The following is a 14,906-nucleotide window of genomic DNA, read 5'->3' on the forward strand; positions in this document are numbered from 1 at the left end:
GATTCCACAATATTCATTTCTAGCGGATGGCACTGCAAGGCCGACGGCTAATTTCCGGGCGATAACCGGACACTTCAATGCCAGCAGACTGCGGTTGCTATCGACGGCATGGAATCATCTTCTAGAATTCGGCAAATTTTCAGGGATACGTGTCATGGCTGGTAGTCAGATCGAACGCGCCTTCAGTCTTGTAGAAAGCCTCACCGGCGAGCCGCACGGCTTGCCGCTGCAAACCCTGGCCGAGCGCCTGGACATTCCCAAGAGCGCCGCCCATCGCATGCTCACCGAACTGGTGCGTCTGGGTTACGTGCGACAGAACCGCGACAACAGCCGTTATCAGCTGTCGGCCAAGCTGGTGGCGATGGGCTTTCGCTACCTGTCCAGCAGCGGTGCCGACATCATCCAGCCGATCCTCGACCGCCTGGCTCAGGACAGCGGGGAGCTGGTGCGGCTCGGCGTGATCGAAGGCCACCGCCAGACCTGGATCGCCAAGTCCCAGGGCGCCCGTTCCGGGTTGCGCTATGACCCGGACATGGGGCGTGACGCACCGTTGTTCTACACCGCCTCTGGGCATGCCTGGCTGGCCAGCCTGAGCGACGACGAAGCACTGCAGATGGTGTTGCGCCAGGGCATTGCCGACCCGGCCCAGTTCGGCCCCAATGCGCCCCGTTCGACCGATGAGCTGCTGGCCTACCTGCACCGCGCCCGTGAGCGCGGCTATGCCTGGGTCGAGCAGACGTCGGCCATCGGCACGTCAGCCCTGGCCGCCGTGGTGCGGCGCCCGCAGAGCGACGAGGTGATCGGCGTGCTCAGCGTTGCCGGGCCCAGCGCCCGCCTGGCGCACTCCCGCCTGGCCGAGCTGGCGCCGCTGCTGCTGGCGGCGGCAGAAGAGCTGTCGGCCGCCAGCCGGGCCAGCGAATTGTTCGCCTGATGGGCATTTCTGGTCGGTAATCGCACAGTCTGTGGGGTAGGGCGTTCTGAAAAGCTGAACTTGGTTCTACATTGTGCAGTGTCGATTGTGGAACACGGTTTCATAATCGGTACCACGATAACGACAAGAGGACAGTGCGTTGAACTCACCCCTACGAATCGCCCTGATCGGTGCCGGCGTCATGGGCCGCCAGCATCACCAGCACCTGCGCCGGCTGCCCCAAGCCCAGCTGTGCGCTGTGGCAGACCCCGGCCCACAGGCCGAAGCGTTTGCCGCCGAATGCGGGGTTGCCTGCTACGCCGATCACCGGCAGATGCTCGAACAGACCCGGCCCGATGCAGTGATCGTCGCCAACCCCAACAACCTGCACGTGGCCACCGCCCTGGATTGCGTCGAGGCCGGTGTGCCGGTGCTGGTTGAAAAGCCGGTGGGCGTGCACCTGGATGAAGTGCGTGCACTGGTCGAGGCCTCACGCCGCCGTGGCGTACCGGTGCTGGTCGGCCATCATCGCCGGCACAACCCGCTGATCGCCAAGGCCCATCAGGTCATCAGCCAAGGCAAGCTGGGCCGGCTGATCAATGTCACTGCACTGTGGCAGCTGCAAAAGCCCGACAGCTACTTCGAGACGCCTTGGCGCCGCGAGCCGGGGGCGGGCTTTCTGCTCACCAACCTGATCCACGACCTCGACCTGCTGCGCCACCTGTGTGGCGAGGTGGTGCAGGTGCAGGCCTTCACCCGCAACGACGTGCGCGGCTTCGCCAACGAAGACAGTGCGGCGGTGCTGCTGCAGTTCGCCAACGGTGCGCTGGGCAGCCTGACCGGTTCCGACGCGGTCGCCGCACCGTGGAGCTGGGAGCTGGATTCCGGCGAAAGCCCAATCTACCCGCGCCAGGATGGGCAGCCCTGCTACCTGCTGGCCGGCACCGAGGGGGCGCTGAGCATTCCGCAGCTCAAGCGCTGGCATTACGCCGAGGCAGGCTCCGGCTGGCACACGCCGTTACTGCAGAGTGAGGAGGCCATCCCTGCAGGCGAGGCGCTGACCTTGCAGTTGCAGCACTTCATCCGCGTGGTCCAGGGCACGGAGGCGCCGTTGATCGATGCCGCCGACGGTGGCCGCACCCTGGCCCTGATCGAAGCGATCCGCCAGGCCGCCGAAACGGGCCGGGCCTGTGCGCCAGAACTGATCGCCTGACTTCTCGTCCTTAGGTAAATGACATGCCCGACCGCATTTTTTCACTCGCCGCTCTGACGGTGCTCGAACTGTCTCCGCCAGACATGGTGGAAGCCGCCGCCCGTGCTGGCTACAGCCATGTGGGCCTGCGCCTGGTGCCGGCCACCGAGCAGGAGCAGCACTATCCGCTGGTGGCGGACGCCGACCTGCGTCGGCAGACCCAGGCGCGCTTGCGCGACACCGGCATCCAGGTGCTCGACCTGGAGATCCTGCGCCTCAAGGCCGACACCTGCGTGGCCGATTTCGAACCGATCCTGGCGGTCGGTGCCGAACTGGGCGGCACCGAGCTGCTGGTGGCTGGCAACGACCCGGATGAAGCGCGCCTCACCGCGCACTTTGCCGAGCTGTGCGACCTGGCGGCCGGCTATGGCATCTACCCGCACCTGGAGTTCATGCCCTGGACCGACGTGCGTGACCTGCGCCAGGCCATGCGCGTGGTGGCCAACGCCGACCGGGGCAATGGCTGCGTGCTGGTCGATGCCTTCCACTTCAACCGCTCGCGCTCCTCGCTGGATGACCTGGCGCAGTTGCCGGCGCAGTGCATGCGCTACGCCCAGCTGTGCGACGTCGCAGGCCCGGTGCCCGCCGACATGAACGAAATCCTGCGCCAGGCGCGCAATGAACGGCGATTCCCGGGGGAGGGCGATGCTGATCTGGTGGGCCTGCTGCGTGGCTTGCCGGCGACCGTGCCATTGAGCCTGGAGATCCCCACTCGGCAGCTGATGGAACAGGGCATCAGCGCAGAACTGCGGGCTCGCATGGCGCTGGAGAAGGCCAAGGCCGTACTCGCCAGAGTCTGAGCCCATGGCACGGGTTACGCCTGTGAGAGCCGGCAAGCCGGCCTCTCACAGGGCTGTCTCGAGCACAAGGCAACGTCGCACCCCGTGCTGATGGTGTCGCCCAGAGCATGATGGCAACCATTCAACCCGGCTACCCTGCCACCCTGTCAAAGGCCTAATCCTCGAACACCCACCACCCGATCCCATGGAAGCACTGTACATGCCTATCGACTTCAGACCCGCTCAAGCGTCGGACGCGCATGATATTGCGCGATTCTTTCAACTGACATCGGAGGGCATGGCCGATTACATCTGGAGCAAGCTTGCCGCACCTGGCGAAACATTGCTGAGTGTCGGTGCGTCTCGCTATGCCAGGGAGCAGGGCGACTTTTCCTACAAGAACTGCCTGATGGCCACTTTCGAAGGGCGCGTCATCGGCATGATGCATAGCTATGCCTTGCGCGAGACCCTTGACAGGCCCATCGAGACAGACCCGGTCCTCGCGCCTTATTCCGACATGGAAATACCCGATACCTTATACATATCCAGCCTGGCTCTGGATGAGGCTTGGCGCAGCCAGGGGCTGGGGGGGCAGTTTCTTCGCCACGCCCAACAGCGCGCCGAGGACGCTGGCCTGGATGGGCTATGCCTGATCGATTATGCCGAAAACCACGGCGCACGCCGCTTCTACGAACGTCATGGTTTTCAGATTGTGAAAACCTGCCAGATCGTTGCGCACCCAATGCTGGGCGTAACCGGTGAAGCCTATTTGATGTATCGCCCTAGCCACAACGTACTCGAGAAAAAACCATGAACAAGAAGCTGACCGTGTTCCGCGAACTGGATATCCAACCGGTGCGCGACCTGCCCTTTTTTGAAGAGGTCGTGGAAGGCACCCCTCATACGCTGACGTCCAAGTACTATCACGATGAACAGCAAGGTCGGATTTCCGGAGAATGGGAAGCCAGCATCGGAGCGTGGCGCATCGATTACAAAGTCTGGGAGTTCTGCCATGTTCTGAGTGGATGCTGCGTCATCGAGCTTGAGGGTTGTGCCCCCGTCACACTGGCCGCTGGCGACACGTTCATTATCGAACCGGGCGCCAAAGGCAAGTGGACCGTGCTGGAAGACATGAAAAAGAACTTCGTGATCCTCTTGCCCGCGAGCTAGAGACGAGGTCGCGTTTCGTCGAGCGCGACGCAAGGACAGTTCGCATGCTAACCCGCTGGCGGCGTTCGAATGTTTCGTGGCGCCTGCTTCGCAAAGAGTGGTGCTGACCAACTATCGATGCGCTGCCCTTAGTCCGAGCGGCAGCAGTGGATCTTTGAGAAGCGCAATATGGCGCAAGGCGGGAGAAGATTGGCAGATGGCATTCCACCAAGGAACGGCAAGGGCAAGAGAATAAAAAACAGCTGGCAGTACCACGCAGCAGTTGAATGGCCGCTATGGGTGCTTGAAATGATCCCTGATTAGGTCCGCAAGACCAGAAATAGGACGACTGGCATGATCCACCGACTGGAGTCGCACCGCGAACTCGGGCAGTGTCGGTAGCCCACAATCTGCTAGTGACAGGATGATATCTTCAGGCGCGAGACTCCGCAGCCAAGGTGTTACTGCAAGCCCATTGCGAACCATGGTCAATGTAGTATCGGCTGATGTATTTTCGAACACCATCTTTCCGACGATACCTTCTTCGCCGAGACGCTGAAAAACGGTATCACGAAAGGCGCAATTCGCGGTCAGGAAGCACAGCGCCAACGGCCGCTGTGCTGCTGTCGCCTCGCTGCCCAACCATACCAATTGATCCACAGCCAGCCTTTCGCCCAATTCGACGTCGACCGGGCCCTGACTGAGTACCAGATCGAGTTTTCCATTGCTGAACGCCTGGTCGAGATCCGTCGAGGAAGCGCTGAAAATCTTTACCCCTACCCTCGGAAAGACAGTACTAAAAGCTTTAAGTAAGGGGGCAAGCGGGGCTCCGGCCATATCGAAAGGGAGCCCTAGGCGCACCGAGGCGGCTGTTTCCCTACCGCCAATAGATGTACAGAAAGCGTCATGTATCCGCAGAAGGCGACGGGCATCTGGCAGCAACGATATTCCTATTGAGGTCAAACGACTGCCCTGTGTGTCACGCAGTAATAACTGACAGCCGAGGAATGCCTCCAGGCGCTTGATTCGCTGGCTCACAGCTCCTTGAGTCAGATGTAGATTGACTGACGCAACGCTCATGCTTCCCGTATCTGCCACCTCGACAAAGGCTCTGAGCAGCGCCAGATCGAGGTTGTGAGCTTTATTCATATCATGCCATTAGCAACGTTAATGCCGGTATTGTATTTCGTCGCTACTCAGAATTCACGGTTTTCTTTAGATTGCAGGGCTCGGACTGACTAACAGGCAGAAGCAAGAGTATGATAAAAACTTTAGATAGCATTAACCTACGAAGTGAACTGGATGCGCTCAGAGAATACTGGAAGCCGCGAGTCCTTGGTCGCGTCAATAATCAATTCGTCAAAATTGCAAAACTGAAGGGAGAATTCGTCTGGCATGCTCACGAACATGAGGACGAGATGTTTTCAGTGATCTATGGCACGCTTCGTATTCAGCTCGAAGATCGCACCATTGTCTTGAATGCAGGAGAGTTTTGCGTAATTCCCAAGCAGATGCGACACAAGCCGATCGCCGAGGATGAATGTGCGGTGATGATTATTGAAACTGATACCACACTCCATACCGGCGGAGTAAATTCGCCACTTACAGTCTCGATAGATGATCAGTTGTATCCAACCTGATCCAATACAGCGGCCACGTTTTCGCGGTCGAGGTTAAGATGCATGGTCAGATCTTAGCTGGGCGCATTCAATCATGCTGGGGGTAACCATTTCGACTTCTGGCTGCCTACCCGCGTAAGAGATCTTCGGTGAACGCGCATGGCGACTATGACCGTTCCTAGGCCTCGGCAAATGGCCGCGTAAGAAGCCAGAGCACCCAAGCAGCGCTCTGTCGTCATGAATGTCGGGAGGGAGCCCGGCCTCGTCGGACGCCGGGCTTAGCTACATCAGAAGGGCTTGGTAGGCAGGTACTTGCCGTCCAGGGTGATCACAGCACGGTGGCCACCGTCCGGATCTTCGACCTTCTTGATGTCCAGCTTGAAGTTGATGGCACTGATGATGCCGTCGCCGAACTTCTCGTGAACCAGCGCTTTGAGCGTGGTGCCATACACCGACATCATTTCGTAGAAACGGTAGATTGTGGGGTCGGTCGGCACGCCGTCGAAGAAGCTGCCGCGAATTGGCATCGACTGCAGCAGCGCAACTTGGTCGGCATCGAGGTCGAGTTTCTCGCCTACCACCTTCGCGGCGCTTTCAGGCAGCGGATGCTGGCCGAGCAGGGCTGCCGTGACGAAGGCTTCGGACAAGCCGGTGCCGTCAACGATCTCGGCGAAGGACAGGTCCTTGCGGGCTTTGGCCTGGATGATGATTTCGGTCAGTTCCTGGCGAGCGCTGCGGGTAGCTTGAGTCTGGATCATGGTGAATCTCCTGGGTAAGAAAAAGGTGCAGGTACAGGTTTCAGGCAACGTGCCTGGCTTGTTGGGAAACGGCGTGGACTTCTGGGTTTTCAGCGAGGGACACGAAAACGCCGGTGCTGCCATCAAAGGCGTCGATACGGCCGGTCTCGATGTCGTAGATCCAGCCATGCAGGGTCACGCGGCCCTCTTCGAGCGCCAGGCGAACGGAGGGGTGGGTCTGGATGTTGGCCAGTTGCGCGATGACGTTTTCACGCACCATGGAGGTGACTTTGCTGGGTGTGTCCGCGTGCTGGCGGGCCTCGTTGACCACCTTGGCCGAGTCGGCGTAGCGCAACCAGCCGGCCACGGCAGGCATGTGATCCAGGCACTTGCAGGTGGCAATGGCGGTCATCGCGCCACAGTCGGAGTGGCCGCATATGACGATGTCTGCAACGTTGAGCCCGGCGACCGCGTATTCGACAGAGGCCGAAACACCACCTGGCTCTGGCCCATAAGACGGCACGATATTGCCGGCGTTGCGGATTACAAACAGATCGCCAGGCTCACGTTGGGTCACCAGTTCAGGCACCAGTCGGCTGTCGGAGCAGGAGATGAACAGCGCCTTTGGGGCCTGCTGGTTGGCCAAGTCCTTGAACAGTTTGACGCGTTCAGGAAAGGCGTTTTTTTGAAACTTCAGAAATCCGTCGATGATCGCTTTCATGGTGGCTGTCTCAATGTCGCTGGGTGTGAGACAAAGAGTAAGCAGTGCATGACATAAGGTAAAAGTCTGATTTATTATGGTATGGATCAGATTATCTTATGGGTTTAGGCATGCTCGCTCGGCACATCCAATACTTCCTCGCAGTGGCTGAACATCTGAGTTTCACGAAGGCTGCAGCGGCGCTGCATGTATCCCAGCCGGCGCTTTCGCAGCAAGTAAGGCAGTTGGAAGAGAGCCTTGGAGCGCAGTTGTTCGACCGTTCTGGCCGCACAATGCGTTTAACTGACGCGGGGGAGGTGTATCTGCTTTATGCACGCCGGGCGCATCAGGAATTGCAGGAAGCCAAAAGCGCCATACATGACGTCAGCGACCTCAGCCGTGGCTCATTGCGTATTGCCGTGACGCCAACGTTCACTACCTATCTGGTAGGGCCACTGATCGAGGCGTTTCACTCAAGGCACCCTAAAATCACCGTCAACCTGAAAGAGCTCTCCCAGGAGCGCATCGAGGAACTGCTGTTGGCGGGGGAGTTGGACGTAGGGATTGCATTCGATGAAATAAATACACCGGATATCGAAGCCATCCCATTACTGAACGAAACGCTCGCTTTGGTTGTGAGCCGCAGGCACCCCCTGGCCGGGGAGCGCTCCATTACTTCACACGGCCTGAGTACTGAGTCTTTGGTTCTGCTCAGCACAGAGTTTGCCACGCGCGAACAAATCGACCGCTACTGCCGCAAATATGAGATTCGCCCTAAGGTTCAGATGGAGGCCAATGCCCTAGGCGCAGTGATTGAGATCGTTCGCCGGACGAAGCTCTCCACTTTATTGCCTGCGAAGATTGCGCTGGCCCATGACGACCTGGTGGCCATCACCCTTGAGCCGGAACGCCTGCAGCGAAAAGCCGTGCTTATGCGCCGAAAAGAAGCATTTCTGAGCGCGGCGGTGCGAGCTTTCATTGAGCTGGCTAAAGAAGTAGCCAGCGAGCTGAATGTCTCCTAAAACAAAAAACCTGATCCTTCAACGGAGAAGGATCAGGTCAGGGATGACTTACAGGCCCAGCTCACTCAGGCCTGGGTGATCATCCGGGCGGCGACCCAGTGGCCAGTGGAACTTACGCTCGCTTTCCTGGATGGGCATATCGTTGATGCAGGCGAAGCGGCGGTGCATCAAGCCGTCGGCTTCAAACTCCCAGTTTTCATTGCCGTAGGAGCGGAACCAGTTGCCCGAATCGTCGTGCCACTCGTAGGCGTAACGGACGGCGATGCGGTTGTCGGTGTAGGCCCAGAGCTCTTTGATCAGGCGGTAGTCCAGCTCTTTTTTCCACTTGCGGGTGAGGAAGCCCTGCGCTTCTTCGCGATTGTTGGCAAATTCGGCTCGGTTGCGCCACTTGGTGTCCAACGTATAGGCAAGTGCAATTTTCTCAGGGTTGCGAGTATTCCAACCGTCTTCTGCGAGCCGAACCTTTTCAATTGCCGATTCGCGAGTAAATGGAGGAAGTGGCGGACGAGCTTGTTCGTTGGACATGGGGGTGCCTCCAATGTTTTGGATATTTCAGTTGAGTGGGTATTACCTGGAGTTCAGGTGCTTACGCGCTGTACTTCTTTGAGAAGTAGCTTGGCGACTTGCCTTGCACTTTCCAGTGCTGTGAAGTCTCCCATCACGCGGGCGACAGTTATTGTGCCTTCTATCAGCACGAAGAGTTGCTTGGCCAACACGACCGGATCTTCGACATCTAGCGTGTTGGTCAGCTCTAGCGTGTAGTCCAGAAGCTTTTGTTTATGCAGCTTTGCGATCAGTCGAACCGGGTCGTCTGCGTCGCCAACCTCGCCGGCTGTGTTGATGAACGCACAGCCGCGAAAACCGTCAGATTCGAACCAACTTTTGAGCACATCAAAAATGCCAAGAATGCGTTCTTGCGGCGTTCGTGCTTTTTCGCATTCATCCCTGAACCACTGCATCCAACGTATATCGCGTGCATTTAATGCCGCTGCCGCGACATCGTCTTTGGTCGCAAAATAGCGATAAATACTTTTCCGTGCTACGCCCGAAGTCTTTACCAATAGGTCCATGCCGGTGGCGTGAATCCCGTTTTCGTAAATCAGCTTCTCGGCAGTGGCCAGAATTTTTTCGCGTGTATCGGTCATTGGCTTGTTCATGTAGCTAGGGTAGAACGATCGTTCTCCCTGGTCAAGCAGCCTTTGAACTTTTGTTGCTCCGTTGGAATTCATCGCGATTTTTGAACTGCGCCCCATTTGTTGGACAGTCTGTGATTAGGCTGCTGCAGCCTGACTCCTGTATGCCACGGGAGTCAGGCCGCCCAGCCCCATCTTGATTCGATCCAGAAAGGCATGGATGGCTGAAAGTTTGAACTGCTTGGTGTGCTTGCTCACGTAAAACGCCCCTGAGGTTGGATTTTTTGTCCAACATCAGGGGCGCAGTTCATTTTTGTAGGAGCGCCGCACCGCCGCTCCCACAGGAGTCGTGGTTAGCTTGCAGGCCGCTTTTGGTCGGTGGCAGAGAACGGTCGATAACTGCCGGTCGCGAATGACCGCTTTCGACCCAAAGCTGCCCTTCGCGACAGGTAGCTATCGGCCTGAAGCGGTAGCTCAAGTTCAACAGGGCTTGCGTATCACATACGGAAATCCATATATTTGGTTTTCCATATGTAAGGTGAAGCCATGTTCACTCCACCCGAAGTCTTCAAGAACCTGGCCGACGAGACCCGCGCTCGCGCCACTCTGCTAATCGCCAGCCTTGGCGAACTCTGCGTCTGCGAGCTGATGTGCGCGCTGAACGACAGTCAGCCGAAGATCAGCCGTCACCTGGCACAGCTGCGCAGCAGTGGCCTGTTGCTGGATCGCCGCCAGGGTCAGTGGGTGTATTACCGCCTCAACCCCGAACTGCCCGCCTGGGTGCACGAGATGCTGCAGACCACCCTGCAGGCCAACGCGCAATGGCTGGCCGACAACACCCTTCGCCTGCAGAACATGGACGGCCGCCCCGTTCGTGACGCTGCCTGCTGCTGATCATCACCGAGCGAGATATTCATGCTGGTCGCCATTGCCGTCTTTGTTTTCACCCTCATCCTGGTCATCTGGCAGCCCAAAGGGCTTGGAGTCGGCTGGAGCGCCGCTCTCGGAGCCCTCATCGCCCTGGCGGCGGGTGCCGTTTCCCTGCACGACATCCCGACTGTGTGGGCCATAGTCTGGAATGCCACCGCTACCTTCATCGCCGTCATCATCATCAGCCTGCTGCTGGACGAGGCCGGTTTCTTCGAGTGGGCGGCCTTGCACGTGGCGCGCTGGGCGAACGGCAGCGGCTATCGCCTGTTCGCCTTCTGCGTACTGCTCGGTGCCGCAGTCTCGGCACTGTTCGCCAACGATGGTGCGGCGCTGATCCTCACGCCTATCGTCATGTCGATGCTGCTCGCGCTGCGTTTCTCACCTGCTGCGACGCTGGCCTTCGTCATGGCCGCAGGCTTCATCGCCGATACGGCGAGCCTGCCGCTGGTGGTCTCGAACCTGGTGAACATCGTCTCGGCTGACTACTTCAAGCTGGGTTTCAGCGAATACGCCTCGGTGATGGTGCCGGTGAACCTCGTCAGCGTGGCCGCAACCTTGCTGGTGCTGTTCGTGTATTTTCGCAGTGACATACCGAAGCAGTACACGGTCGCGGCCTTGAAGACGCCGAGCGAGGCGATTCATGACCGCGCGACTTTCAACGTCGGTGGCTGGGTGTTGCTGGTGTTGCTGATCGGCCTGTTCGCCCTGGAACCCCTGGGTATCCCGATCAGCGCGGTAGCCGCGGCTTGTGCGGCGGTCCTCTTTGCCGTCGCCGCTCGTGGGCATCGCATTTCGACCCGCCGGGTACTGCGCGAAGCGCCCTGGCAGGTGGTGATCTTCTCCCTTGGCATGTACCTGGTGGTCTACGGCCTGAAGAATGCCGGCCTCACCGATATGCTCACCCACCTGCTGGATCGGCTTGCGCAGCAAGGGCTGTGGAGTGCCGCCATCGGCACCGGGTTGATTGCTGCATTGCTGTCCTCGGTCATGAACAACATGCCCAGCGTGCTGGTCGGCGCCTTGTCGATCCAGGCCAGCGAGGCGCAAGGGCTGGTGCGTGAGGCGATGATCTACGCCAACGTCATCGGCTGCGACCTCGGCCCGAAAATCACCCCCATCGGCAGCCTCGCCACGCTGCTCTGGCTGCACGTGCTGGAGCGCAAAGGCATGCGCATCACCTGGGGTTACTACTTCAAGGTCGGCATCCTGCTGACGCTGCCGGTTCTGTTGATCACCCTTTCGGCCCTGGCATTGCGCCTGAGCCTCTGACATCCGCCACGAAGCGGAGGAGCCCCCATGCGAGTCCTGTTCATGTGCACGGCCAACAGCTGCCGCAGCATCCTTTCCGAGGCCATGTTCAATCACCTGGCACCTCACGGATTTGAAGCCGTCAGTTCCGGCAGTTTTCCGAAGGGCCAAGTGTTGCCTCGCAGCCTGACCACCTTGCAGCATGCCGGCATCTCGACCGATGGGCTGAGCAGCAAGGGCAATGACGCGTTCGAGGCTTGCCCTCCTGACATCGTCATTACCGTGTGCGACAAGGCTGCCGGCGAAGCTTGCCCGGTGTATTTCGGCCCTGCACTGAAGTCGCACTGGGGGCTTGAGGATCCGTCCGATGTCGTGGGTGACGAGGCGTCGGTCGACGCTGCGTTCGGCGCCACGCTGGCCCGCATCGAGTCACGCTGCCAGGCCTTCTTCGCACTGCCTTTCGATCACCTCGACCGTGAACAGCTCAAGCATGAGCTGGATCGCATCGGTACGCTTTGAGCAGGAGGAAACATGTCCGAGCAACTGCCTAATCTCGACCTCGCGCTGTTCGATGTGCCGCCAGCGGCAACCCGTTCCAGCGAGCACAAACCGCGCATCCTGCTGCTGTATGGATCGACCCGCGAACGCTCCTTCAGTCGCTTGCTGGTGGAAGAAGCCGCACGCCTGCTTGAGCACTTCGGGGCCGAGACGCGGGTGTTCAATCCGTCGGGCCTGCCGCTGCCTGACGATGTACCTGTCGAGCACCCCAAGGTGCAGGAACTGCGTGATCTGGTGCAGTGGTCGGAAGGCCAGGTGTGGTGTTCACCAGAGCGCCATGGTGCGATGTCCGCAGTGTTCAAGGCGCAAATCGACTGGGTCCCCCTGGCGCTGGGTGCGGTTCGCCCTACCCAAGGCAAGACCCTGGCGGTCATGCAGGTGTGTGGCGGCTCGCAGTCGTTCAACGTGGTCAACCAACTGCGGGTGCTTGGCCGTTGGATGCGGATGTTCACCATCCCGAACCAGTCCTCGGTACCCAAGGCCTACCTGGAGTTCGACGACGCTGGGCGGATGAAGCCATCGCCATACTACGACCGCCTGGTGGATGTGATGGAGGAACTGGTGAAATTCACCGTCCTGCTGCGCGACCGCCAGGAGTTCCTGGTGGATCGCTATTCGGAGCGCAAGGAAAGCGCCGAGCAGCTTTCCGCCCGCGTGAACCAACGCTCGATCTGAGGTCGCCATGACAATTGAAATCAGAGAAGCACAGCCCGAGGACGCTGCAGCGATCCAGACCATCTACGCACCGGTAGTGACCGGCACGGCGATCTCTTTCGAGGAAGTACCGCCGACTGTCGAGGAGGTGCGCCAGCGCATTGTCACGACCCTGCAGACCTACCCGTACCTTGTTGCAGAGCGCGATGGGCGTCTGGTTGGCTACGCTTACGCCAGCCAGCACCGGGCACGTGCAGCATACCGCTGGGCAGTGGATGTCACTGTCTATATCGCGAGCGCAGAGCGCCGCTCCGGTGTTGGCCGCAGCCTCTATTCCAAACTGCTCCCTATCCTCGCCCGGCAGGGATTCAATGCGGCCTACGCCGGCATCGCGCTACCCAACGCTGGAAGCGTCGGTTTGCACGAGCGGCTGGGCTTCCGGCACATCGGCACGTTCCCCCAGGTCGGTTTCAAGCTGGGCCAGTGGCACGACGTAGGTTACTGGCGCCTGGAGCTGGGTGCGTCGATTAGCTCGCCTGCAGCACCTCTGCGCTACCCGGAAATTGCCGGCTGAGCGTCCGCTAAGGGTCGAAATCTGCCGTTCGCGACAGACCGCTCAACCCCAAAGTGGACAATGTCGGGATAGTGCCTGCGGTCTGCTTGCCGGGAGATTGGGTGAAGGCTGCCAAGTGTTTGTCTCGTGTTCTGAGTTGATGCACAGATCGAGCGCCGCCCGCGCGGCGCTCGATCTAACAGGCGCCAAACAACGCAAGGCGTACAGCCAAAAAAAGGGCCCTTCAGGGCCCCACCGAGGTAACTGGGGTTCGCGCTTACTGGGTTTCGATCTTGCGCGGCGCCATGAAGTACATCCAGATCAGCGCCAGGAAGTACATGGCTGGGATCATGGTGAACAGCACGGCATAGTTGTTGTTGGTCGCCATCAGCACGCTGCCGACGATCTGTGTCATGAACATCCCGCCAATCGCCGCGCACATGCTGGCGAAGCCGAACACCGTGCTGATCAGGTGCTTGGGCGTGTAGTCCATCACCAGGCTCCAGATGTTCGCGGTCCAGGCCTGGTGTGCGCCGACTGCCAGGGCGATGGCCAGCACCGCGATCCACAGGCCGCTGGCATGGGCGGCGAAGGTCACGCTGACCATGGTGCAGGCAAAGATCAGCATCGAAACCAGGCGTGCGGTGGTGGCGCGCACGCCGCGGCCGATCAGCCACGAGGACAGGATGCCGCCGCCGATGCTGCCGAAGTCGGCGGTCAGCCAGATCAGCATCAGCGGGATGCCCATCTGGGTCACGCTGATCCCTAAGTTGTACTGCTGGTTGAGGAACGGCGGCAGCCAGTACAGGTAGAACCAGAACACCGGCGCAGTGATCGCGTAGGCCACGGCAAAGGCCCAGGTGCCACGCATGCCGAGGATGCGGCTGAAAGGCAGGCGCGCCACCTCCGGCTCGACCTCCTGCTGGATGTAGTCGAGTTCGCTCTGGCGCACGCTTGGGTGCTCTTCCGGGTTGAAGTACTTCAGGCCCCAGAACACCAACCAGACCAGGCCCAGGCAGCCCATGGCGATGAACGCGGCCTGCCAGCCCCAGACGGTCAGAATCAGGGGCAGCAGGGCCGGGGTGACCATGGCGCCGACGTTGGTGCCGGCGTTGAACAGGCCGGTGGCGATGGCGCGCTCGCCGGCAGGGAACCACAGGCGCACGGTCTTCACGCAGGCCGGGTAGTTGGCCGCTTCGGTCAGGCCGAGGATGAAGCGGCAGACCATGAAGCCGGCAGCCGAGGTGGCCAGCCCGTGGGCGCCGGTGGCCAGGCTCCACAGCAGCACGGCGGCGAAGAAGGCGCGCTTGACGCCGACCTTGTCGATCAGCCGGCCTTGCAGCACGAAGCCGACGGCATAGCCGACCTGGAACCAGAAGTTGATGTTGGCGTAGTCCATCGCCGTCCAGCTCATGGCCTTGGCCAGTTCCGGTTGCATGATGCCGAGCGCGGCGCGGTCGATGTAGTTCAGGGTGGTGGCGAAGAACACCAGGGCGAGCATGCCCCAACGGGTCTTGCCGACGGCGAAGGCGCCACGGATCTTGTCGCCGATGCCGGCGGATGGCATGCGTGCGCTGGCGGTGGTGAGCTTGGAGTGGTTCATATCCTGGTCGTTTCTTGAAATTGTAATGAACGGCTTTTTCTCGAACGTGACCTGGCCCC

General features: G+C 59.9%; 18 protein-coding genes. 12 read left to right on the plus strand and 6 right to left on the minus strand.

The window, feature by feature from the left end:
* Positions 1-154 precede the first annotated feature (154 nt).
* The 5 genes from BGP85_RS02460 (at position 155) to BGP85_RS02480 (ending at position 4,111) form a co-directional block, all read left to right on the plus strand.
* Positions 155-931 (plus strand): IclR family transcriptional regulator, encoded by a 777-nt coding sequence (locus tag BGP85_RS02460; RefSeq protein ID WP_103447846.1) that lies wholly within the window; start codon positions 155-157, stop codon positions 929-931.
* A gap of 139 nt (positions 932-1,070) precedes the next feature.
* Positions 1,071-2,123, plus strand: coding sequence for a Gfo/Idh/MocA family protein (locus BGP85_RS02465; RefSeq protein WP_103447845.1), 1,053 nt, complete (start codon positions 1,071-1,073; stop codon positions 2,121-2,123).
* A 23-nt stretch (positions 2,124-2,146) separates the two neighbouring features.
* Positions 2,147-2,962, plus strand: a complete 816-nt coding sequence (locus BGP85_RS02470; RefSeq protein ID WP_103447844.1) for a sugar phosphate isomerase/epimerase family protein — start codon at positions 2,147-2,149, stop codon at positions 2,960-2,962.
* Positions 2,963-3,161: 199 nt separating this feature from the next.
* Positions 3,162-3,755, plus strand: coding sequence for a GNAT family N-acetyltransferase (locus tag BGP85_RS02475; RefSeq protein ID WP_258035871.1), 594 nt, complete (start codon positions 3,162-3,164; stop codon positions 3,753-3,755).
* A complete protein-coding gene (locus tag BGP85_RS02480) occupies positions 3,752-4,111 on the plus strand; it encodes a cupin domain-containing protein (RefSeq protein WP_103447842.1) in 360 nt (119 codons plus the stop codon). Before BGP85_RS02475 ends, BGP85_RS02480 begins: the two co-directional genes overlap by 4 nt.
* A gap of 273 nt (positions 4,112-4,384) precedes the next feature.
* Here the strand turns inward: BGP85_RS02480 and BGP85_RS02485 are convergent, their stop codons facing one another.
* Positions 4,385-5,239 carry a LysR family transcriptional regulator gene (locus BGP85_RS02485; protein WP_103447841.1) on the minus strand — a complete coding sequence of 285 codons (855 nt, stop codon included), beginning with the start codon at positions 5,237-5,239 and terminating at the stop codon, positions 4,385-4,387.
* Between the two features lie 110 nt (positions 5,240-5,349).
* Between BGP85_RS02485 and BGP85_RS02490 the strand changes: the two genes are divergently transcribed.
* Complete coding sequence (locus tag BGP85_RS02490) at positions 5,350-5,730, plus strand: cupin domain-containing protein (RefSeq protein WP_103447840.1); 381 nt, start codon at positions 5,350-5,352, stop codon at positions 5,728-5,730.
* A 266-nt stretch (positions 5,731-5,996) separates the two neighbouring features.
* On the opposite strand, the gene cynS is transcribed toward BGP85_RS02490, so the two are convergent.
* Together cynS and BGP85_RS02500 are read right to left on the minus strand one after the other, a co-directional pair.
* Positions 5,997-6,467 carry a cyanase gene (gene cynS / locus BGP85_RS02495; protein ID WP_103447839.1) on the minus strand — a complete coding sequence of 157 codons (471 nt, stop codon included), beginning with the start codon at positions 6,465-6,467 and terminating at the stop codon, positions 5,997-5,999.
* Positions 6,468-6,507: 40 nt separating this feature from the next.
* Entirely contained in the window at positions 6,508-7,167 is a 660-nt protein-coding gene (locus BGP85_RS02500; RefSeq protein WP_103447838.1) for a carbonic anhydrase, read from the minus strand.
* Positions 7,168-7,277: 110 nt separating this feature from the next.
* On the opposite strand from BGP85_RS02500, the gene cynR reads away from it, so the two are divergent.
* Positions 7,278-8,168: a transcriptional regulator CynR gene (gene cynR, locus BGP85_RS02505; protein WP_103448279.1), complete on the plus strand. Its 891-nt coding sequence runs from the start codon at positions 7,278-7,280 to the stop codon at positions 8,166-8,168.
* A 48-nt stretch (positions 8,169-8,216) separates the two neighbouring features.
* On the opposite strand, the gene BGP85_RS02510 is transcribed toward cynR, so the two are convergent.
* A complete protein-coding gene (locus BGP85_RS02510) occupies positions 8,217-8,693 on the minus strand; it encodes a nuclear transport factor 2 family protein (RefSeq protein ID WP_103447837.1) in 477 nt (158 codons plus the stop codon).
* Positions 8,694-8,746: 53 nt separating this feature from the next.
* Positions 8,747-9,325 (minus strand): TetR/AcrR family transcriptional regulator, encoded by a 579-nt coding sequence (locus tag BGP85_RS02515; RefSeq protein WP_103447836.1) that lies wholly within the window; start codon positions 9,323-9,325, stop codon positions 8,747-8,749.
* 522 nt (positions 9,326-9,847) lie between these two features.
* Between BGP85_RS02515 and BGP85_RS02520 the strand changes: the two genes are divergently transcribed.
* Genes BGP85_RS02520 through BGP85_RS02540 form a run of 5 tightly spaced genes read left to right on the plus strand, consistent with a single transcriptional unit; the run spans position 9,848 to position 13,265 of the window.
* Entirely contained in the window at positions 9,848-10,195 is a 348-nt protein-coding gene (locus BGP85_RS02520; protein WP_103447835.1) for a metalloregulator ArsR/SmtB family transcription factor, read from the plus strand.
* Positions 10,196-10,216: 21 nt separating this feature from the next.
* Positions 10,217-11,500 carry an arsenic transporter gene (locus BGP85_RS02525; RefSeq protein ID WP_103447834.1) on the plus strand — a complete coding sequence of 428 codons (1,284 nt, stop codon included), beginning with the start codon at positions 10,217-10,219 and terminating at the stop codon, positions 11,498-11,500.
* Between the two features lie 27 nt (positions 11,501-11,527).
* A complete protein-coding gene (locus BGP85_RS02530) occupies positions 11,528-11,998 on the plus strand; it encodes an arsenate reductase ArsC (RefSeq protein ID WP_103447833.1) in 471 nt (156 codons plus the stop codon).
* A gap of 12 nt (positions 11,999-12,010) precedes the next feature.
* Positions 12,011-12,712: an arsenical resistance protein ArsH gene (gene arsH, locus BGP85_RS02535; protein WP_103447832.1), complete on the plus strand. Its 702-nt coding sequence runs from the start codon at positions 12,011-12,013 to the stop codon at positions 12,710-12,712.
* A gap of 7 nt (positions 12,713-12,719) precedes the next feature.
* The gene (locus tag BGP85_RS02540) at positions 12,720-13,265 is read left to right on the plus strand and encodes an arsinothricin resistance N-acetyltransferase ArsN1 family B (protein ID WP_103447831.1); all 546 of its coding nucleotides are present in this window, start codon (positions 12,720-12,722) and stop codon (positions 13,263-13,265) included.
* 256 nt (positions 13,266-13,521) lie between these two features.
* Here BGP85_RS02540 and BGP85_RS02545 read toward each other — a convergent pair whose 3' ends face one another.
* Positions 13,522-14,847 (minus strand): MFS transporter, encoded by a 1,326-nt coding sequence (locus tag BGP85_RS02545; RefSeq protein WP_103447830.1) that lies wholly within the window; start codon positions 14,845-14,847, stop codon positions 13,522-13,524.
* Positions 14,848-14,906: the final 59 nt, after the last annotated feature.

The organism is Pseudomonas putida, from assembly GCF_002906855.1.
Taxonomy (GTDB): Bacteria; Pseudomonadota; Gammaproteobacteria; order Pseudomonadales; family Pseudomonadaceae; genus Aquipseudomonas; species Aquipseudomonas putida_N.